Annotated in this window: 35 protein-coding genes; all 35 read right to left on the reverse strand. The window is 51.3% G+C overall.

Annotation, left to right across the window (positions count from 1 at the left end):
- Window positions 1-11 precede the first annotated feature (11 nt).
- The gene (gene fabG / locus EKM91_RS08815) at window positions 12-740 is read right to left on the reverse strand and encodes a 3-oxoacyl-ACP reductase FabG (protein WP_125752893.1); all 729 of its coding nucleotides are present in this window, start codon (window positions 738-740) and stop codon (window positions 12-14) included.
- Complete coding sequence (locus EKM91_RS08820) at window positions 741-1,625, reverse strand: ACP S-malonyltransferase (RefSeq protein WP_125752896.1); 885 nt, start codon at window positions 1,623-1,625, stop codon at window positions 741-743. It lies immediately after the preceding gene.
- Window position 1,626: 1 nt separating this feature from the next.
- Complete coding sequence (locus EKM91_RS08825) at window positions 1,627-2,583, reverse strand: nitronate monooxygenase (protein ID WP_125752899.1); 957 nt, start codon at window positions 2,581-2,583, stop codon at window positions 1,627-1,629.
- 2 nt (window positions 2,584-2,585) lie between these two features.
- Window positions 2,586-2,819, reverse strand: a complete 234-nt coding sequence (locus tag EKM91_RS08830) for an acyl carrier protein (RefSeq protein WP_125752902.1) — start codon at window positions 2,817-2,819, stop codon at window positions 2,586-2,588.
- Window positions 2,820-2,837: 18 nt separating this feature from the next.
- Entirely contained in the window at window positions 2,838-3,743 is a 906-nt protein-coding gene (locus EKM91_RS08835) for a beta-ketoacyl-ACP synthase 3 (RefSeq protein ID WP_125752905.1), read from the reverse strand.
- A gap of 20 nt (window positions 3,744-3,763) precedes the next feature.
- Complete coding sequence (locus EKM91_RS08840) at window positions 3,764-4,219, reverse strand: MarR family winged helix-turn-helix transcriptional regulator (protein ID WP_125752909.1); 456 nt, start codon at window positions 4,217-4,219, stop codon at window positions 3,764-3,766.
- Window positions 4,220-4,283: 64 nt separating this feature from the next.
- The gene (locus tag EKM91_RS08845; protein WP_125752911.1) at window positions 4,284-4,727 is read right to left on the reverse strand and encodes a 3-hydroxyacyl-ACP dehydratase FabZ family protein; all 444 of its coding nucleotides are present in this window, start codon (window positions 4,725-4,727) and stop codon (window positions 4,284-4,286) included.
- Window positions 4,728-5,174: 447 nt separating this feature from the next.
- Window positions 5,175-5,555 carry a 50S ribosomal protein L17 gene (gene rplQ, locus EKM91_RS08850; RefSeq protein WP_125752916.1) on the reverse strand — a complete coding sequence of 127 codons (381 nt, stop codon included), beginning with the start codon at window positions 5,553-5,555 and terminating at the stop codon, window positions 5,175-5,177.
- A gap of 27 nt (window positions 5,556-5,582) precedes the next feature.
- Window positions 5,583-6,521, reverse strand: coding sequence for a DNA-directed RNA polymerase subunit alpha (locus tag EKM91_RS08855; protein ID WP_125752919.1), 939 nt, complete (start codon window positions 6,519-6,521; stop codon window positions 5,583-5,585).
- Between the two features lie 71 nt (window positions 6,522-6,592).
- Entirely contained in the window at window positions 6,593-6,982 is a 390-nt protein-coding gene (rpsK, locus tag EKM91_RS08860; RefSeq protein WP_125752922.1) for a 30S ribosomal protein S11, read from the reverse strand.
- Window positions 6,983-7,006: 24 nt separating this feature from the next.
- Window positions 7,007-7,372, reverse strand: a complete 366-nt coding sequence (gene rpsM, locus EKM91_RS08865) for a 30S ribosomal protein S13 (protein ID WP_125752925.1) — start codon at window positions 7,370-7,372, stop codon at window positions 7,007-7,009.
- A 32-nt stretch (window positions 7,373-7,404) separates the two neighbouring features.
- On the reverse strand, window positions 7,405-7,521 hold the full coding sequence (rpmJ, locus tag EKM91_RS08870; RefSeq protein ID WP_125752929.1) for a 50S ribosomal protein L36: 117 nt from the start codon (window positions 7,519-7,521) through the stop codon (window positions 7,405-7,407).
- Between the two features lie 48 nt (window positions 7,522-7,569).
- A complete protein-coding gene (gene infA / locus EKM91_RS08875) occupies window positions 7,570-7,788 on the reverse strand; it encodes a translation initiation factor IF-1 (protein ID WP_054717703.1) in 219 nt (72 codons plus the stop codon).
- A 140-nt stretch (window positions 7,789-7,928) separates the two neighbouring features.
- Window positions 7,929-8,585, reverse strand: coding sequence for an adenylate kinase (locus EKM91_RS08880; protein WP_125752932.1), 657 nt, complete (start codon window positions 8,583-8,585; stop codon window positions 7,929-7,931).
- 24 nt (window positions 8,586-8,609) lie between these two features.
- Window positions 8,610-9,917, reverse strand: a complete 1,308-nt coding sequence (gene secY / locus EKM91_RS08885; protein WP_125752935.1) for a preprotein translocase subunit SecY — start codon at window positions 9,915-9,917, stop codon at window positions 8,610-8,612.
- On the reverse strand, window positions 9,917-10,357 hold the full coding sequence (gene rplO / locus EKM91_RS08890) for a 50S ribosomal protein L15 (RefSeq protein ID WP_125752938.1): 441 nt from the start codon (window positions 10,355-10,357) through the stop codon (window positions 9,917-9,919). Before rplO ends, secY begins: the two co-directional genes overlap by 1 nt.
- Before the next feature lie 29 nt (window positions 10,358-10,386).
- Window positions 10,387-10,572 (reverse strand): 50S ribosomal protein L30, encoded by a 186-nt coding sequence (rpmD, locus tag EKM91_RS08895; RefSeq protein ID WP_125752941.1) that lies wholly within the window; start codon window positions 10,570-10,572, stop codon window positions 10,387-10,389.
- Between the two features lie 13 nt (window positions 10,573-10,585).
- Complete coding sequence (gene rpsE, locus EKM91_RS08900; RefSeq protein ID WP_125752944.1) at window positions 10,586-11,089, reverse strand: 30S ribosomal protein S5; 504 nt, start codon at window positions 11,087-11,089, stop codon at window positions 10,586-10,588.
- A 22-nt stretch (window positions 11,090-11,111) separates the two neighbouring features.
- Complete coding sequence (gene rplR / locus EKM91_RS08905) at window positions 11,112-11,477, reverse strand: 50S ribosomal protein L18 (RefSeq protein ID WP_125752947.1); 366 nt, start codon at window positions 11,475-11,477, stop codon at window positions 11,112-11,114.
- A gap of 21 nt (window positions 11,478-11,498) precedes the next feature.
- Window positions 11,499-12,029 carry a 50S ribosomal protein L6 gene (gene rplF, locus EKM91_RS08910; protein ID WP_125752950.1) on the reverse strand — a complete coding sequence of 177 codons (531 nt, stop codon included), beginning with the start codon at window positions 12,027-12,029 and terminating at the stop codon, window positions 11,499-11,501.
- Window positions 12,030-12,058: 29 nt separating this feature from the next.
- Entirely contained in the window at window positions 12,059-12,457 is a 399-nt protein-coding gene (gene rpsH / locus EKM91_RS08915) for a 30S ribosomal protein S8 (protein ID WP_125752953.1), read from the reverse strand.
- A 30-nt stretch (window positions 12,458-12,487) separates the two neighbouring features.
- Window positions 12,488-12,673 carry a type Z 30S ribosomal protein S14 gene (locus EKM91_RS08920; protein WP_054717680.1) on the reverse strand — a complete coding sequence of 62 codons (186 nt, stop codon included), beginning with the start codon at window positions 12,671-12,673 and terminating at the stop codon, window positions 12,488-12,490.
- 13 nt (window positions 12,674-12,686) lie between these two features.
- Window positions 12,687-13,229, reverse strand: a complete 543-nt coding sequence (gene rplE / locus EKM91_RS08925; RefSeq protein WP_125752956.1) for a 50S ribosomal protein L5 — start codon at window positions 13,227-13,229, stop codon at window positions 12,687-12,689.
- A gap of 21 nt (window positions 13,230-13,250) precedes the next feature.
- Complete coding sequence (gene rplX / locus EKM91_RS08930) at window positions 13,251-13,562, reverse strand: 50S ribosomal protein L24 (protein ID WP_125752959.1); 312 nt, start codon at window positions 13,560-13,562, stop codon at window positions 13,251-13,253.
- A 14-nt stretch (window positions 13,563-13,576) separates the two neighbouring features.
- Entirely contained in the window at window positions 13,577-13,945 is a 369-nt protein-coding gene (gene rplN, locus EKM91_RS08935) for a 50S ribosomal protein L14 (RefSeq protein WP_125752962.1), read from the reverse strand.
- 32 nt (window positions 13,946-13,977) lie between these two features.
- On the reverse strand, window positions 13,978-14,241 hold the full coding sequence (rpsQ, locus tag EKM91_RS08940) for a 30S ribosomal protein S17 (protein WP_125752965.1): 264 nt from the start codon (window positions 14,239-14,241) through the stop codon (window positions 13,978-13,980).
- Between the two features lie 24 nt (window positions 14,242-14,265).
- Entirely contained in the window at window positions 14,266-14,457 is a 192-nt protein-coding gene (gene rpmC / locus EKM91_RS08945; protein WP_125752968.1) for a 50S ribosomal protein L29, read from the reverse strand.
- Entirely contained in the window at window positions 14,447-14,881 is a 435-nt protein-coding gene (gene rplP, locus EKM91_RS08950; protein WP_125752971.1) for a 50S ribosomal protein L16, read from the reverse strand. Before rplP ends, rpmC begins: the two co-directional genes overlap by 11 nt.
- Window positions 14,882-14,884: 3 nt before the next feature.
- Window positions 14,885-15,544, reverse strand: coding sequence for a 30S ribosomal protein S3 (gene rpsC, locus EKM91_RS08955; protein ID WP_125752974.1), 660 nt, complete (start codon window positions 15,542-15,544; stop codon window positions 14,885-14,887).
- A 13-nt stretch (window positions 15,545-15,557) separates the two neighbouring features.
- On the reverse strand, window positions 15,558-15,911 hold the full coding sequence (gene rplV / locus EKM91_RS08960) for a 50S ribosomal protein L22 (RefSeq protein WP_125752978.1): 354 nt from the start codon (window positions 15,909-15,911) through the stop codon (window positions 15,558-15,560).
- A 17-nt stretch (window positions 15,912-15,928) separates the two neighbouring features.
- Window positions 15,929-16,210: a 30S ribosomal protein S19 gene (gene rpsS / locus EKM91_RS08965; RefSeq protein ID WP_125752981.1), complete on the reverse strand. Its 282-nt coding sequence runs from the start codon at window positions 16,208-16,210 to the stop codon at window positions 15,929-15,931.
- Between the two features lie 39 nt (window positions 16,211-16,249).
- On the reverse strand, window positions 16,250-17,089 hold the full coding sequence (gene rplB, locus EKM91_RS08970; protein ID WP_125752984.1) for a 50S ribosomal protein L2: 840 nt from the start codon (window positions 17,087-17,089) through the stop codon (window positions 16,250-16,252).
- Window positions 17,090-17,120: 31 nt separating this feature from the next.
- Window positions 17,121-17,405 carry a 50S ribosomal protein L23 gene (gene rplW / locus EKM91_RS08975; protein WP_125752987.1) on the reverse strand — a complete coding sequence of 95 codons (285 nt, stop codon included), beginning with the start codon at window positions 17,403-17,405 and terminating at the stop codon, window positions 17,121-17,123.
- A complete protein-coding gene (gene rplD, locus EKM91_RS08980) occupies window positions 17,405-18,028 on the reverse strand; it encodes a 50S ribosomal protein L4 (protein ID WP_125752990.1) in 624 nt (207 codons plus the stop codon). Before rplD ends, rplW begins: the two co-directional genes overlap by 1 nt.
- Window positions 18,029-18,050: 22 nt before the next feature.
- Window positions 18,051-18,683, reverse strand: a complete 633-nt coding sequence (gene rplC / locus EKM91_RS08985) for a 50S ribosomal protein L3 (protein WP_125752993.1) — start codon at window positions 18,681-18,683, stop codon at window positions 18,051-18,053.
- Window positions 18,684-18,690 lie beyond the last annotated feature (7 nt).

An 18,690-nucleotide genomic window follows, 5' to 3' on the forward strand; every position in this document is an offset into this window, starting at 1 on the left:
GTTTCCTCCTATCACGTTAACCCGCCATCAACTGTCAGTACCTGTCCGGTCACATAGGCGTTACCGATCAAAAAAGCGGCCGCATCTGCCACTTCTGCTGGGGTCCCAAACCGATTCAAAGGGATGTTTGCTAAGACCTTGGCGGCGGCTTGTTCACTTAATGCGGCGGTCATGCTCGTGGCGATCATCCCCGGTGCGATCGCATTCACGCGCACCCCGCGTCTGGCGCCTTCTTTGGCTAACGTTTTAGTCAAACCAATGATGCCTGCTTTACTCGCGGCGTAATTGGCTTGGCCGATGTTGCCGATCATGCCAACGATACTGGCTAAATTGATGATCACGCCGCGGCGCGCTTTCATCATCGCTTTGTAAACCGGCTGCGTGACGTTATAAGTCCCGTTTAAGTTAACGTTGACGACCTCCGCAAATTGCGCCGGCGTTAGGCGCAAAGCCAGTTGATCATGGGTGATCCCGGCATTATTCACTAAAATATCGATCCGGCCATAATGGGCGATCGTTTGCGCGGCTAATTCAGCAGCAGCATCGACCGCTTCGATCCCGCCTTGAAACGTCTCCACCTGCCCGCCATAAGCTTTGAGGGTTTGCAATAATGGCGCCGGAAACGCGCTGCGGGCACTGAGCATCAAATCAGCCCCTTCTTGTGCCAACCGCAAAGCGATCGCTGCGCCGATCCCCCGCGTGGCGCCGGTCACCAACGCCACTTGTCCTGTCAATGTCATCTACGCGCCTCCTAACATGGTTTCTGCCGTGATCGTCGTCACGTGAGCCGTTGCCAATTGTTGCCGGATCAACTTGGCCAATACCGGTTTAGGCCCAATTTCGATGAAGTCGTTGACCCCTTGGGCTGCTAACGTCGCCACCGTTTGACCAAATGCAGTCGCAGTCGCCACTTGTGCGGTCAGATTGGCCACCACAGTTTCTGGCGTCAAGACCCTTTGCGTCGTGGTGCTGATCACCGGCACTTGCCCCACTCGCCATTGGGCAAAAGCCAAAGCCGCTTGTAAAGGCGGTTGTGCCGGCTGCATCAATGGCGTATGAAAGGCGCCAGCCACAGGCAAGGGCACCGTTTTGATCCGCTGGTCAGCCAGCTTTTGTTGCGCGTTGGCTAATCCCGCCAGCGTGCCGCCTAAAACGACTTGTTTTGGGCTGTTTTGATTGGCGATCCACACGTCCTCTAACTCAGCGATCAGCGCCAATTGCGCCGGCGTTTTGACCCGCAATGCCAGCATCCCGCCTGGGGTATGTGCACAAGCCTTGCTCATGGCCGCACCGCGTTTGGCCACGAGGGCTAACCCTTGGGCCATGCTGATTTGCCCGCCGGCGATCAAGGCGGTATATTCACCCAGACTTAGCCCTGCTAGTATCGCAGGGGCCAGCTTTGCCGTTTGATATAGCGCCACGCCATATGCCACTAAAGCGGGTTGTAAGGCATCTGGCTGTTGCCGCAACGGGGTTTGGCCAAATAGATAAGCAGGCAAGTCAAACGCCAGCACGGCATTGGCCGCATCGATATTTTGTTTGAAAGTCAAACTATTTAGGTAAAGTGTGCGCCCCATGCCTGCGTATTCGCTGCCTTGGCCGCTAAACACCACTGCTGTTTTCATCTCAAACCACCTTTTGCTTTAACGGCCCATCGCCGACGATCGCCAAGGTTTGACTCACCACTGAGCGTAAGATCGCCGCCGCCGGATCGACATGGCGGACCATCCCGGCAGCTTGTCCGGCCATAAAGGAACCGCGCTGAGGGTCGCCTTCTTGAACGGCAATGCGCAAGCTGCCATTGCCTAACTGCTCGACTGCGGTCATATCACCGCCAGTCAGCGCCAGTTGTTTTTCTAATTTCAAATACTGCCTGCTCATCGGATTTTTCAAGACCCGCGCCGCATGCCCGAGGTATTGCCCGGTGACTAAAGTATCGACGTCTTTGGCCTTTAATACCGCCGCTTGGTACTGAGGATGGATCTGCGTTTCTGCCGCTGCTAAAAAACGCGTCCCCATTTGCACCCCGCACGCGCCTAACGCCAAGGCCGCCGCGACTCCGCGGCCATCAGCGATCCCGCCAGCGGCGATCACCGGGATCGCTAACGCGTCGACCACTTGCGGCACCAGCGCCATTGTCGTCATGGCGCCAATATGGCCGCCTGACTCCATGCCTTCTGCAATGACCCCATCGACACCTTGCCGCGCCATGCGCTTGGCTAATGCCACTGATGGCACAACCGGCAGCACCACGCTGCCGGCGGCTTGCAAAGGTTCCAAGTAACGCCCAGGATCGCCAGCGCCGGTGGTCACGACCGCCACTTTGGCTTGCGCCACGACCGCGATCACCGCTTCGACATGCGGCGACAACAGCATCACATTGACGCCGAATGGGCGATCGGTGTGCTGTTTGGCGATCGCGATCTGTTCTGCCACATAACTGGCTGGCGCATGACCGCTGCCAATGATCCCCAAACCGCCAGCTTCAGAAACCGCCGCGGCCAATTGACCATCGGCGACCCACGCCATCCCGCCTTGAAAAATCGGGTAGCGTACCCCGATACGCGTCATCAAAGCTTCCATCGCTACGCCGCCTTTGCCAAGAACGTGACTAAGTCTTGGACGGTGTCGATCGTTTCATCCGTATCGATCGTGACATCAAAGGCATCTTCAATTTCGTTGATGATCTCAAACACGTCTAAACTGTCTGCATCCAGATCGTCTTTGAAGTTGGTGGTCAATTGGACCTTTTCAGGCGCTTGATCGAGTTGATCTGCGATGATCGCTTGTACCTTAGAAAAAATTGCTTCGTTTGCCATATACTTTCGTCTCCTTTTTCAATACGTCAACATCAAACTGCCAATACTCAACCCGCCGCCAAAGCCACACAATAAGAGGCGTTGGCCGCGCTTTAACCGTCCGCTGACAACCATGTCATGCAACAACAATGGCACGCTCGCAGCGCTGGTGTTGCCATAATTCGCCACATTCATCGGCAGCTTTGCCGCTGGGATCGCGAGTTTTTTACCGATCGCTTCAATGATCCGGGCGTTGGCTTGATGGATCAGGTACCAGTCACACGGCTGAGTCGCCACACGCCGAATCGACGCCGGGACTGCTTTTAACGCAAATTGATACACCGCGCGGCCATTCATGTGAAAATAAGGATCACCGCTCGCCGCCCCGGCTTGTAACACCAGCTTGAGATCACCATAACTGCGCAAGTCTGCTGGCGGCAGCGGCGCATCATCAGCGGCGACTAAGACCCCGGCGGCGCCATCACCGAACAATACCGCTGTGGTGCGATCTTGCCAGTCGACCAAACGCGATAACACCTCGCTGCCGATCACCAAGCCGCAACGGGCTTGTCCTTGCAGCAAGTGGGCGGCCATGTCTAGGGCGTAAACAAAACCCGCACACGCTACATTCAAATTGAGCCCAAACGCATGGGTGGCGCCAAGCGTCCCTTGCAGCCGGTTGGCTTCACTAGGCGTTTGAAAATCCGGACTCATCGTCGCCACGAGGATAAAATCCAAGTCCTCTGCCGCATAAGCTGACTGTGCTAATAATTGTTGGGCCACGCCTAATGCTAGGCTGTATGTCGTTTCATCTGCGGCGATCCGCCGCTCATGGATCCCGGTGCGTTGTCGGATCCATGCATCTGACGTCGCCATTTTTTGGCTCAGCTCCGCATTGGTCACCCGCTTTGCCGGTAATTCTGCCGCGGTCGTCACGATTCGCACGGCTGTGCCTCCTATCCGCGTTAAAGGTGCTGATCTTGTTCCGCGATAAACGCCATTAAATTATCCAGCGCATGTTCGATCAAGTGGATCTCGTCTTCATTGAAGCCTTGCACGAAACGATCGACCATTTGCTGGTGAAAGGCTTGGTGGGCGCGATACATCAAGCGCCCTTTACGCGTCAAGAGCAAATTCACGATCCGCTTATCATCGTCGGCATGTTCGCGATCAACGTAACCTTTACGCACTAATTGTTTGATGCCCACCGTTAAGGTCCCTTGGGTGACATGCAAGCGTGCAGCCACCGCACTGGACGTGGGCTTTTGATGTAACCCGATCGCATCGATCGTGTGCATTTCTGTGATGCTGAGATCGCGAAATTGACTCTTTTGCAACTCAGTTTCTTCGATCCGTAAAATATCTCGGTAAACCTTTTCTAATTTCGTGTTGATTCGTTTCATGATCGGGCGTTGTGCCATTATCCCATGGCCTCCTAGTTTGACTGATTTGATATTCAAAGTATCAGTCAAAACTGGGCGCCCGTCAACCGGCCGAGGCATCGGCTACGACAAAATGAAGCTCAGCATGAGCAACGGCTGAGCCGGCAACCACTGCTTGGGCATGCACCACACCCATCGTCTTTTTGACCTTACCCAAGGTGATCGTCATTTGCATCACGCACCCGGCAAACACCGGCTGGGTAAACTCAGCATCGCTCACAGCAGCTAAGTAGGCGGTTTTGCCAGCAAATTGCGGTGAGTTCAAGATCAACACCGACGCCGCTTGGGCTAACATCTCAATGATCAAGCTGCCTGCCAACACCGCACGCTTGGGATAATACCCCACCAGATGGTCTTCTGCCATGCTGACATACTTCTCAGCCACGACGCGTTGATCAGGCGTCAGCGCCAGCACGCGATCGATATAAAAAATCGGGAAGCGGTTGGGGATCATCGCCTGCACGGCTAAGCTATCCAAAGTTTGCATTTATTCACCTCCATCAGCGTCCAAAATTACTTGGACGTTCAAAGCATATCAGAAATAATTTGAATGTCAAACCTTTTTAGCGGTCAAAACTCCCATCAAGGGCCTTAATTGGCATTATTTCGGCAAAGACAGCACATCCAAAAAACATTAAAAAAAACCGGTGCCGGGTCAGCCCGGTCACCGGTTAGGCGCGATCCACGCCTAAATTTATGTACAAAAAAAATCATTTAATGATGGAGACACCGGTTGCCCGGTGCTCTCAAGCTAGACTAAGCAAGCTTACGCTTGGACCGGAGTCCTACCCTAGAAAAAGGCAGCCAACATCTCAACGCTCCATCGATCAAATGACCAAAGTGTCCCGGCCCCATGGGTCGTGACGGTTTTGAAAAGGTGATCACCGTTGCCGGTGAACATCTGAATGTCATGGTATCAGGCTGGTCAAAAAAATTAAACCAGTTCTAAGATAACCATAGGTGCGCCATCGCCGCGGCGAGGAGCAGTCTTCAGAATGCGGGTGTAACCACCCTGGCGTTCTTCATAACGCGGGGCAATATCGCTGAAGAGCTTTTGCAAAGCAGATTGAACGACAACAGTGTCGCCTTCTTCTTTGATATCAGCAATTTCGTTGCGCAAGAATGCAGCTGCCTGACGGCGAGCATGCAAATCGCCGCGCTTGCCTAACGTGATCATCTTTTCGGCGGTGGAACGAACTTCCTTAGCGCGCGCTTCGGTAGTCGTGATCGTTTCATGGATCAAAAGATCCGTGGTCAAGTCACGAAGCAAAGCCTTACGTTGGGAGCTGGTCCGTCCTAATTTACGGTAACTCATGAGTTGTTTGCCTCCTTTACTACATTATTAGTCTTCAGTGCGCAAGCCTAAACCCAGATCGCTAAGTTTATTCTTAACTTCTTCCAGTGACTTACGCCCTAAGTTGCGAACCTTCATCATATCGGCTTCTGTTTTGTTGGTCAACTCTTGCACCGTGTTGATTCCAGCACGCTTCAAGCAGTTATACGAACGGACGGATAAGTCGAGCTCTTCGATGGTCATCTCAAGCATCTTTTCCTTATGCGTCTCTTCTTTTTCAACCATGATTTCAGCGTTCTTGGCTTCATCGGTCAAGTTAACGAAGATATCCAAGTGTTCGGTGAGGATCTTCGCGGCTAAGCTGATGGCTTCGCGTGGATTGATCGAACCATTGGTCCAAACATCCAAAGTCAGCTTATCGAAGTCGTTACGCCGACCAACACGGGTACTTTCGACTTGGTAGTTAACCCGACTGATTGGGGTGAAAATCGAGTCGATCGCCAATACCCCGATCGGCATGTCGTCAACTTTATTTTGATCAGCTGCCACATACCCTCGACCAGTCTTAACCGTCATCCGGACGTGGAAGCGACCACCCTCTGCAACCGTACAAATGTACTGCTCAGGATTGAGCACCTCGACATCACTATCAGAGACAATGTCCGCAGCCGTGACGGTTGCAGGACCTGTTACGTCGATCTCAACAGTCTTGTCTTCTTCCGTGTTCATCTTCAAAGCGAGCTTTTTGATGTTCAGGATGATCTGCGTAACGTCTTCGAGCACACCGTCGATCGTGGAGAACTCATGGAGTACGCCGTCGATCTGGATGTTGCTGACCGCAGCCCCAGGTAAGGAAGACAAAAGGATCCGCCGCAACGAATTACCCAGCGTCGTGCCATAGCCGCGTTCAAGCGGTTCTACGACAAACTTACCGTAGTTGGTGCTTTCGTCAACTTTGGTGATGTTTGGCTTTTCAAATTCGATCATCTAAGTCTGTACCCCTTTCAAAACGAGAAGTGAAGTTTTGTATACCCGCCACAATGGCCTCGGGGTAACAATTAAACACGACGACGCTTTGGAGGACGAGAGCCGTTATGCGGCACTGGGGTGACATCGCGGATCGCGGTCACTTCAAGGCCAGTGGCCTGAAGTGAACGGATCGCAGCTTCACGACCGGAACCAGGGCCCTTAACAGAGACCTCAACGGACTTCATACCATGTTCCATGGATTCCTTCGCTGCGGCTTCAGCGGCCATTTGTGCGGCGAAAGGTGTCGACTTACGGGAGCCCTTGAAACCAAGGGAACCAGCAGAAGACCAAGCGATCGCGTTACCGCGAGGGTCCGTGATCATGACCAACGTGTTGTTGAAAGTTGAGTGGATATGCGCCACACCAGCTTCAACGTTCTTACGAACTCGACGCTTACGAGTTGTTTTGCGTGCTGCCATCGATGATTAACCTCCTTTAATTAATTATTTCTTCTTCCCGGCAATGGTAACTTTCTTACCTTTGCGGGTACGTGCGTTGTTCTTGGTGTTTTGACCGCGAACAGGCAAGCCACGACGGTGACGAATGCCACGGTAGGAGCCGATTTCTTGGAGCCGCTTGATGTTCAAGCTGACTTCACGACGTAAATCCCCTTCAACCTTGACATTGTCAACGGCTGCACGGATCTTGTCTTCTTGATCTGGCGTGAGGTCTTCTTGGCGAACGTTTTCAGGAACGCCGGCTTCGGCCAGGATCTTTTGAGCGGTGGTCTTGCCGATCCCGAAAATATAGGTCAAGGCAATTACGATTTGCTTACCACGGGGTAAGTCAACACCTGCGATACGAACCATACGATAGACACCTCCTAATAGTGATTTTTAGATTAACCTTGGCGTTGCTTGTGCTTTGGGTTAGCAGAGCAAATGATCATGACCCGGCCCTTGCGGCGGATGACTTTGCAGTGCTCGCACATCTTTTTAACAGATGGACGTACTTTCATTGTTGTATAGCCTCCTCATTGGATAGTGAGTTCACTCACTGCTGGCAATTACTTGAAACGGTATGTGATCCGGCCTTTGGTCAGATCATATGGCGATAATTCAACTGTGACCCGGTCACCAGGCAGAATTCGGATGTAATGCATCCGAATTTTACCAGAGACATGCGCCAAGATCGTCGCCCCATTTTCAAGTTCGACTTTAAACATCGCGTTGGGTAAAGTATCCACCACGGTGCCTTGAATTTCAATTACATCGTCTTTTGCCACTAAATAATTCCTCCTAAATTCTGGATCAACAAACACGCGCGAAAAGGGTGAGGCCACTGGCACTCACCGCACATACCGCGATATTGTACCATATATTTTGTACTATTAAAAGCCTGAGGATGTGCAAAAGACGAAGTCATCTACTTTGCAACTGCGGCCAGGATCTTTTTGATTTCGGCGAAAACCAAGTCGATATCTTGGTCACCATTGACAGTGTACAAGAGGTTTTGCTTCTTGTAGAAATCCAACAATGGTGTGTTCATTTCGATGTTTACTTTGAGGCGATTTTTCACGGTTTCTGGCTTATCGTCATCCCGCTGGAAGAATTCGTGGCCCCCACAGCGATCACACGTCCCGGCCACTTTTGTCGGGTTGTAGATCTTATGGTAAGTCGCACCACAATTCTTGCAGATATAACGACCAGATAACCGCTCAACCAAGGCACTCGGATCAACATCGATGTTGATCACAGCATCCAACGGCTTGTTGAGATCCGCGGTGATCGTTTCAAGCGCTTGGGCCTGGGCGATCGTCCGGGGAAAACCGTCGAGCATGAAACCGGCATCCGTGTCTGATTCAGCTAGCCGATCTTTAACAATACCATTTGTCACATCATCAGGTACGAGTTGCCCCGCATCCATGAACCGCTTCGCCTCTAAACCAAGCTTCGTTCCTTGTGCCATGGCGGCACGGAACATATCCCCGGTACTGATGTGGGCAATCGGATAGGCATCAACGATCTTTTCCGCCTGAGTCCCTTTGCCTGCGCCGGGAAGTCCCATCAAGATGAGATTCACGTTGCATCCTCCTCTAATAGCTGACTAATCTTTGATCAAGTCGCCTTGGATGAAACCGACGTATTCGCGTTTCATCAACAACCCGTTCAACTGGCGGACCAATTCGATCGCGGTCATCACCACGATCAACAAGCTCGTCCCGCCTAACCCGATAGATTGAGGCAAGCCCCAGATCATCGAAGCTAATTGCGGCAGCAAGGCAATACCCCCAAGGAATAATGCCCCGACAGTTGAGAGTCGCATCAACAGTCCGGAAAGATACTTCTCAGTTTCCTTACCCGGCCAGACTCCAGGGATATAACTCCCTTGCTTGGTCAAGTTCTCCGCCACTTTTTCCGGGTTGACCTGGACGAAAGCGTAAAAGAACGTGAACAAGACGATCAAGACGGTGTACACGGCGATCCCAGCAGGCTTTTGCATGCTGAAAATATTCGTCATGACCTGGTACCAAGTGTCTTCACTGTGGTTCGCCTGGAAAGCCATCAAGATGGTTTGCGGCGTCACAATAAAGGAACTGGCAAAGATCACGGGGATCACCCCAGCAACGTTGACCTTCAATGGCAAGTAGCTGTTGCTGCCTGCCGCGGTCACGCGCCGCGTATATTGGATCGGGATCTTACGGTTAGCCTGTTGGACCCAAGTCACAAAGGTCACCACCAGGATCAAAATGATCACTAAGGCGACTAAGAACACAATGCCCATGACCAGGTTATCCGTATTGATCAGATTATCAGTGATCAACGATTGAACGCCACTTGGCAGACGGGCGATGATCCCAGCAAAGATGATCATGGAAACCCCATTACCGATCCCTTTGTCCGTGATCTGTTCGCCCATCCAAGTCAGTAACATCGTCCCGCCAGTCAAAATGATCCCAATCGTGACGTACGTTGTTAACGTCGGATTCTTGACTAAGCCCAAGCTGCTGAGCTGTTGGAAACCGGCAGTGATCCCGATTGCCTGGAAGAATCCAAGGAATATGGTCAAGTAGCGTGTCACTTGATTCAGTTTACGCCGGCCGACTTCCCCTTGTTTGCTCCATTCAACAAACTTTGGCACGATGTCCATTTGGAGCAATTGGACAACGATTTGAGCCGTGATGTATGGTGAAACCCCCATCGAGAAAATCGAGTAGTTCGACAACCCGCCCCCACTCACTGTATCCAGTAATGGGATCAGGCCAGTCGCGCTGATGCTGGTCAGTGACTTGGCATCAACGCCTGGTACTGAGATCTGCGCACCTAACCGATAAACCAGCAAAACGCCTAAAGTGAAAAGGATCTTGTTACGGATTTCTTTGACCTTGAGCGCGTTTTTGAGGGTTTTCAGCATTAGATCACCTCAATCGAACCGCCTGCTGCCGTGACAGCTGCTTGAGCTGCTTCGGAAGCCTTGTTGACCTTGACCGACAGCTTCTTGTCAAGCTTGCCGTTAGCCAGCAGCTTGATGCCATCGCGTTCGTTCTTGACCAAACCAGCTTCAACGAGCACGGTTGGGTTGATTTCGGCGCCGTCTTCAAACCGGTTGAGGTCTTGGACGTTAACCACTGCATAGACTTTACGGTTGATGTTCTTGAAACCGCGTTTTGGCATCCGGCGGAATAATGGCATTTGGCCACCTTCAAAGCCGAGACGCGTCTTGCCGCCTTGACGAGCCAATTGACCCTTTTGACCTTTACCAGCCGTCTTACCTTGACCGCTGGAAGTCCCGCGACCGAGACGCTTGCCGTGTTGACGGGAACCTTCTGGGCTCTTTAATTCATGCAACTTCATTGCGTAGGCACCTCCTTGTCGTAAAAATTTTAGTCTTTGATTTCTTCTACAGATACCAGATGGGAAATCTGGAAGATCGCACCGCGGGTCGCGGCGTTGTCAGGCTTGACAACACTGCTGTTGACCCGGCCAAGACCGAGTTCTTTGACGATCTTGCGTTGCTTAGGCAGGCGGTGCGCAGCACTACGGGTCAAAGTAATCTTTAATTGAGCCATGTCTGTTTACCTCCTAGTCCTTCAAGTGCGCTGCGGAAACGCCCCGCAGTTCAGCAACCATTTCAACGGTCTTCAATTGCTTGAGGCCTTCCATAGTCGCACGAATCATGTTGATCGGCGTGTTACGGCCAAGGGACTTACTGGTGACATCGGTGATGCCTGCAAGTTCCATGACGGCACGAACTGCGCCACCAGCAGCAACCCCAGAACCTTCAACAGCAGGCTTGAGGAGTACTTCACCAGCGCCGAAGTGACCGATCACTTCATGCGGGATCGTGGTCCCGACGGTAGGCACTTCGATCAAGTTCTTACGTGCGTCATCAACGGCTTTGCGGATCGCTTCAGGAACTTCCTGAGCCTTACCGGTACCAAAACCGACGTGACCATTCTTGTCACCGACGATGGCGATAGCAGCAAAACGCAGCCGCCGACCACCTTTAACAACCTTGGTGACCCGGTTGATCGCAACAACGCGATCTTCTAAGTCCAATTGGGTTGGATCAATGTATGATGCCATGTGTTGGTTATCCTCCTTTGTATTAGAATTCGAGGCCGTTTTCACGTGCAGCTTCTGCTAAAGCCTGCACGCGACCATGATAGAGATAACCACCACGGTCGAAGACGACTACCTTGTGACCGGCAGCAACGGCGCGCTTAGCAACCAAAGCACCAACGGCCGCAGCCTGTTCGGTCTTGGAGCCAGCGGCGACGTCCTTATCAAGAGAGGAGGCACTTGCTAGCGTCACACCCGCTACGTCATCAATTAATTGCGCGTAGATGTTTGTGTTAGAACGGAAAATGTTCAAGCGTGGGCGCTCGCTCGTACCAGAAATCTTACCCCGGACACGTGCGTGACGCCGTTGCCGAGTTTTGTTTTTATCTGGCTTGGAAATCACAATATTCACCTCTTAAAGTTGACTTAGGAACTACTTACCAGTCTTACCTTCCTTACGACGAACATTTTCATCGACGTAACGAATACCCTTACCCTTATAAGGTTCTGGGGCACGGACTGCGCGGATCACAGCAGCAAATTGGCCAACAACTTGCTTGGAGATCCCGCTGATATTGATCTCAGTGTTGCTTGGCACGTCGAATTCAACGCCTTCTGGTGCTTCCATCTCAACTGGATGGGAGTAACCAACGTTCAATACCAACTTCTTGCCTTGCTTTTGGGCACGGTAGCCGACACCGACCAACTTCAACTGCTTGGTGAAGCCTTCGCTTACACCGAGGATCATGTTGTTCAAGTTGGCACGCATGGTACCATGCAAAGCCTTGTAAGAATCATCTGGACGGGTGAAAGAAATTTCAGCGCCTTCTTGATTCATCTTGATTTCTGGGACGAAAGTACGCGTTAAAGCGCCTTTAGGCCCCTTGACGGTGATTTGGTCGCCGTCCTGCGAAACAGTTACGCCTGCAGGCACGGTGATGACTTTATAACCAATACGACTCACTGGTGAGCACCTCCTTTTTAATTAAATTATTACCAAACGTAGGCGAGTACTTCGCCGCCGACGTTTTTAGCGCGTGCTTGCTTGTCCGTAAGCACACCTTCAGACGTGGAAATGATGGCGATGCCAAGGCCGTTTAAGACCTTCGGTACATCAGCGCTCTTCACGTAAGAACGTAAGCCTGGCTTGGAGATACGCTTCAAACCGGAAATCACGCGTTCGTTGTTCTTCCCATACTTGAGGAAGATCCGGATGATACCCTGCTTGTCGTCTTCAATGACTTCGTAGTCACGGATGAAGCCTTCTTGCTTGAGGATCTCGCTAATGTCTTTTTTCATCTTAGATGCAGGAACGACCAAGGATTCGTGACGCACCATGTTGGCGTTACGGATCCGGGTCAAGTAATCTGCGATTGGATCGGTCAGGACCATTGATTTAACCTCCTTTTAACTTGGTAGTGTTTACCAGCTAGCCTTGCGCATACCAGGAATTTGGCCGGCATGGGCTAATTCACGAAGGCAAATCCGGCAGAGCTTGAATTTACGATAAACGGAATGTGGACGGCCACAACGTTGGCAGCGTGTATATTCTTGCACTGCGAACTTTGCAGGCCGGTTGTTCTTCACGATCATTGACTTCTTAGCCAAGTGTGTCCCTCCCTTATTTAGCGAATGGCATCCCGACTTGCGTCAGCAATTCGAGAGCTTCTTCATCAGTGTTGGCAGTTGTAACGATCACAACGTCTAACCCGCGAACATGGTTTACCTTATCGTAATCCACTTCAGGGAAAATCAGTTGTTCCTTAACACCCAAGGTGTAGTTCCCGCGGCCATCGAAGGACTTAGCGGAGATACCATGGAAGTCACGGACACGCGGTAAGGAAACGTTGATCAACTTGTCTAAGAAATCATACATGCGTTCGCCGCGGAGGGTGACCTTCGCACCGATCGGCATGCCTTCACGTAAACGGAAGTTCGCGATCGACTTCTTGGCCTTGGTGATCAGTGGTTGCTGACCAGAGATGAGCTTGAGTTCTTCAACGGCTTCGTCAAGGTTCTTGGCGTTTTGCGTTGCATCACCCACACCCATGTTCAGCACGATCTTTTCGACCTTTGGTGCTTGCATGGAAGATTTGTAGCTGAACTTTTCGATCAAGCTCGGCGCGATTTCCTTAGTGTAGCGTTCTTGTAAACGGTTCGTCATTGCAGTATTGTCCTCCCTTCGTTAGTTTTCCAGTGCGGCGCCGGACTTCTTGGCGATGCGCACTTTTTTGCCGTCCTTGATTTCTACGCCGGTACGGCTTGGCTTATTGGATTCAGGATCCAGCAACATCACGTTAGAAACGTGGATAGCTGCTTCAACGTCCACGATGCCGCCTTGAGGGTTGGCATTGCTTGGCTTTTGGTGCTTCTTGACCATGTTCACGCCTTCGACGATCACTTTGTCAGCTTTGAGAAGCACTTTGGTTACGGTACCTTCTTTGCCAGCGTCTTTACCACGCATGACACGTACCTTATCACCAGTCTTGATTTTCATGCTTGCACCTCCTCTTACAGAACTTCAGGCGCCAAGGACACGATCTTCATGAAGTCACCGTCACGCAGTTCACGTGCAACGGGGCCAAAGATACGAGTGCCTTTAGGGCTCTTGTCGGCGTTGATGATCACAGCAGCGTTCTCATCGAACTTGATGTAAGAACCGTCAGTCCGACGCGCACCAGACTTGGTACGGACGATAACAGCCTTTACAACATCATGCAGTTTGACAACGCCACCTGGTGTAGCCTGTTTAACAGTAGCCACAACGACATCACCGATGTTACCGGTCTTGCGGAATGAACCGCCAAGAACCTTAATCACCAGCAATTCGCGGGCGCCAGAGTTGTCCGCCACTTTAAGACGACTTTCTTGTTGAATCACGGGTAGGTCCTCCTTTCGTCACTTTACGATTATTAAATACGAACAGCCTTTTCGACAACGTTCAATAAACGGAAACGCTTGTTGCGTGACAAAGGACGAGTTTCCATGATCTTCACAACATCGCCGATATGGGCTTCATTGTTTTCATCATGTGCGTAGTAACGCTTCGAATACTTAACACGCTTGCCGTAGACAGGGTGTGTCTTGGTCGTGGAAACTTCAACGGTGATGGTTTTGTCCATCTTGTCGGATACCACGGTACCTTGATAGACTTTACGAGAATTGCGTTCTTCCAAGGGAATTTCTCCTTTCCGTTTAAATTACTTGTCTTGAGCCTGACGAAGGACGGTCTTGATGCGCGCAATGTTCTTACGAACTTGCTTCAAGCGGGCGGTGTTTTCTAATTGACCGGTCGCCTGTTGAAAGCGCAAGTTGAACAGTTCTTCTTTGTACTGCTTCTCCTTGTCGAGCATCTCAGCAGTGGTTAATGCGGTGATATCTTTAGCCTTCATTTGATTGCCCACCTACTTCCTGACGAGTAATGATCTTCGTGCGAACAGGGAGTTTGTTCGAAGCAAGACGCAGCGCTTCATGCGCAACTTCTTCCGGCACGCCGGCGACTTCAAACATCACTTTTTCGCGCTTAACAACAGCGACCCAGCCGGACGGTGCACCTTTACCATTACCCATACGTACGCCGACACCTTTGGAGGTGTATGACTTTTGCGGGAAAATGCGGATCCAAACTTTCCCACCACGCTTCATGTAACGGGTCATGGCGACACGAGCAGCTTCAATTTGACGGTTTGAAATCCAGGAAGATTCGAGTGCTTGCAGGCCGTATTCGCCAAAGCTTACTTCCTTACCGCCCTTAGCGGCACCGCGCATCTTCCCACGGAATTCGCGACGGTGCTTGACACGCTTAGGTACTAGCATCGATTATTTTCCTCCCTTCACATTGCGACTTGGCTTATCTGGAAGGATCTCGCCACGGTTGATCCAGGTCTTGATGCCGATCTGGCCGTATGTGGTGGTTGCTTCTTCCCAAGCATAGTCGATATCGGCACGCAAGGTGTGCAATGGCACGGTGCCTTCAGTATAGTGTTCACGACGTGCAATATCCGCACCGTTCAAACGACCAGCAGCTTGGGTCTTGATACCCTTAGCGCCGGAACGCATGGTCCGCTGCATTGCTTGCTTCATTGCCCGACGGAAGGCAACACGTTGTTCCAATTGGACAGCAATGCTTTCGCCAACCAGCTTGGCATCTAAGTCAGGCTTTTTGATCTCGACGATGTTGATGTGGACTTTGCGGCCAGTCAAGTCGTTGAGTTGCTTGCGCAATGCTTCAACTTCGGCACCACCCTTACCAATAACCATCCCTGGCTTGGCGGTATGGATAGAAATGTTGACGCGGTTAGCAGCACGTTCGATTTCGATCGTAGATACCGATGCATCTGCGAGTTTCTTATTGATGAATTCCCGGATCTTGATGTCTTCGTGCAGGAAGGTGGCAAAATCTTTTTCAGCATACCACTTAGATTCCCAATCGCGAATGACGCCAACACGGAAACCCTTAGGATTAATCTTTTGACCCACGCGTTATCCCTCCTTATGCTTCTTTTTCGGAAACGACCACAGTGACGTGGCTTGTCCGTTTGTTGATCGGCGATGCACTACCTTTGGCGCGAGGACGGAACCGCTTAAGGGTTGGGCCTTCGTCAACGTAAGCTTCACTTACGTAGAGGTTTTGTGCATCTAAGTCGTAGTTGTGTTCTGCATTGGCGATGGCAGACTTGAGAACTTTCTCAATGATCGGAGAACCCGCACGAGGGGTGAACTCCAGGATTGCCAGGGCTTCAGCAACGTCGCGGCCGCGAATAAGATCGATGACCAAGCGCGCCTTGCGAGCAGCGATCCGCACGGTCTTAGCCGTAGCCTTAGCAGAAGTAATTGTTTCAGCCATGTATGATGCGCTCCTTTCTAGCGAGCCTTGGATTTCTTATCGTCGGCGGCGTGCCCACGGAAAGTCCGTGTTGGAACGAATTCGCCCAACTTGTGACCAACCATGTCTTCAGAGATGAAGACTGGGACATGCTTGCGACCATCGTAAACCGCGATGGTGTAACCGATGAAACTTGGGAAAATGGTTGAACGACGAGACCAAGTCTTGATGACTTGCTTCTTTTCGTTGTCTGCCTGCGCGTCGATCTTCTTCATCAGATGAGCGTCGGCGAAAGGTCCTTTTTTAAGACTGCGACCCATTATGTGACCTCCTTTATTCGGTGTGATTCAGGTTATTGATTACTTCGTCTTACGATGACGAACAATGAACTTCTCGGACTTAGCCTTATGGTTCCGGGTCTTCTTACCGAGAGTCTTCTTACCCCATGGAGATAATGGAGATGGACGGCCGATAGGCGCCTTACCTTCACCACCACCATGCGGGTGATCGTTAGGGTTCATGACAGAACCACGGACGGTCGGACGGAAGCCTAACCAGCGCTTGCGGCCAGCCTTACCAATACTGATCAGTTCGTGTTGTTCGTTACCAACAGCACCGATAGTGGCACGGTTAACGGCCAAGATCATCCGCACTTCACCAGATGCCAGGCGCACCGTGACGTACTTGCCGTCATCGTTTTTACCTAACAACTGTGCTGAAGCACCAGCGGAGCGAGCCAATTGGCCGCCTTTGCCAGGCTTGAGTTCGATGTTATGGATCGTCGTCCCATCAGGAATGTTCTTTAATTGCAGCGCGTTGCCGACTTTGATATCTGTTTCTTCACCAGAAACGATCTTGTCGCCGACCTTCAAACCCTTAGGTGCGAGGATGTAGGACTTGACCCCATCTTCGTAGTGCAACAATGCGATGTTAGCTGTACGGTTAGGATCGTATTCGATTGCGACCACCTTAGCTACGACATTGTCTTTTTGGCGCTTGAAGTCGATCACACGGTAGAATTGCTTGTGACCGCCGCCACGGTGACGAACCGTGATATGGCCGTGTGCATTACGGCCGGCAGTATGACTTTGATCTTCCAGAAGGGTCTTTTCAGGACGCTTCTTGGTGATTTCGGCGAAGTCGGAACCAGACATGTTCCGGCGACCGTTCGTCGTTGGTTTGTACTTAATAATCGCCACAGTGTTAACCTCCTATAATTGATTTCTGGAACTAGTCTTCAAACAGTTTGATTTCTTTAGAATCAGCGGTCAAAGTAACGATGGCCTTGCGGCGCTTGCGGGTATAACCTACAAAGTTACCTTGGCGCTTCTTTTTGCCGCGAACGTTGGCGATGTTGACTTGGGCCACCTTAACGTCGAAGATCTCTTCGACAGCGCGGCGAACCGCAGTCTTTTCGGTGTGCATAGCAACTTCGAAGGTATACTTCTTGTTGTCCATGTCAGCCATCGTTTGTTCGGTCACGATCGGGCGTAAAATGATATCGCGTGCTTCCATTATGCGAGCGCCTCCTCAATCTTTTGGAGCGCAGATTGGGTCAAGATCAGCTTGTTGTGGTTCACAACATCCAACACATTGATCCCGTCTGCGGCAACAACCTTAACGTTAGGCAAGTTGCGGGCTGCCAATGCAGCATTGTCATTGCCATCTTCAAGGACGACAAGCGCCTTTTCGTTGACCTTCAATGCGGCAAGGCTGGCTGCAAAAGCCTTAGTCTTTGGTGCGTCGAATGCAAAGCTGTCGACAACGACCAAAGCATCATCCAATACCTTCTGAGAAAGCACGGACTTGATGGCCAAGCGGCGAACCTTCTTATTGATGGTATAGCTGTATGAACGCGGGTGTGGGCCAAAGACGATCCCACCGCCACGCCATTGTGGGGAACGGATAGAGCCTTGACGTGCACGGCCGGTACCCTTTTGCCGCCAAGGTTTGCGACCACCACCAGAAACTTCGTGGCGGTTTTTAACCTTGCTGGTGCCTTGACGAAGGGAAGCGCGTTGCATGATCACTGCGTCAAACACGACGTTTTCATTTGGTTCGATCGCCCAGATCGTATCGTTTAAATCAACGGTGCCGTTTTCTGTGCCATCTTGCTTGTATAAAGTAACGTTAGCCATTAGTTATTTTCCTCCCTTCGTATTACTTCGCTGCTTTAACAGCGGAACGAATCGTAACGAAGGACTTGTTAGCGCCTGGAACGTTACCCTTGATCAGGATCACGTTGTGCTCTAAGTCGGTCGAAACGACCTTCAGGTTTTGCATGGTGCGGGTGTGGTTACCCATCCGGCCAGGTAATTTCTTGCCCTTGAACACCTTGTTGATGATGGCGCCAAGAGAACCTGGACGACGATGGTAACGAGAACCGTGCGCCATAGGACCACGGGATTGGCCATCCTTCTTGATGTTACCTTGGTAACCGTGACCTTTGGTTGTACCGGTGACATCCACGATGTCGCCTGCTGCAAATTCGTCAGCTTTGACTGCTTTGCCTACTTCATATTCGCTAAGCGCTACATCACGGATTTCCTTAATGAAGCGCTTAGGGGTTGTGTCCGCCTTCTTGGCGTGACCAACACTTGGCTTGTTGCTAAGCACTTCACGCTTGTCGCCGTAGCCCAGTTGAACTGCTTCATAACCGTCAGATTCAACAGTCTTGACTTGCAAGACAACGTTAGGCGTTACGTCGATCACGGTAACGGGAACGAGTTCGCCGTTGTCGGTGAAGACTTGCGTCATGCCAATTTTCTTACCTAAGATTCCTTTACGTGCCATGGGTACA

The sequence above is a fragment of the Lacticaseibacillus baoqingensis genome (genome assembly GCF_003946165.1).
In the GTDB taxonomy this organism is placed as follows: Bacteria; Bacillota; Bacilli; order Lactobacillales; family Lactobacillaceae; genus Lacticaseibacillus; species Lacticaseibacillus baoqingensis.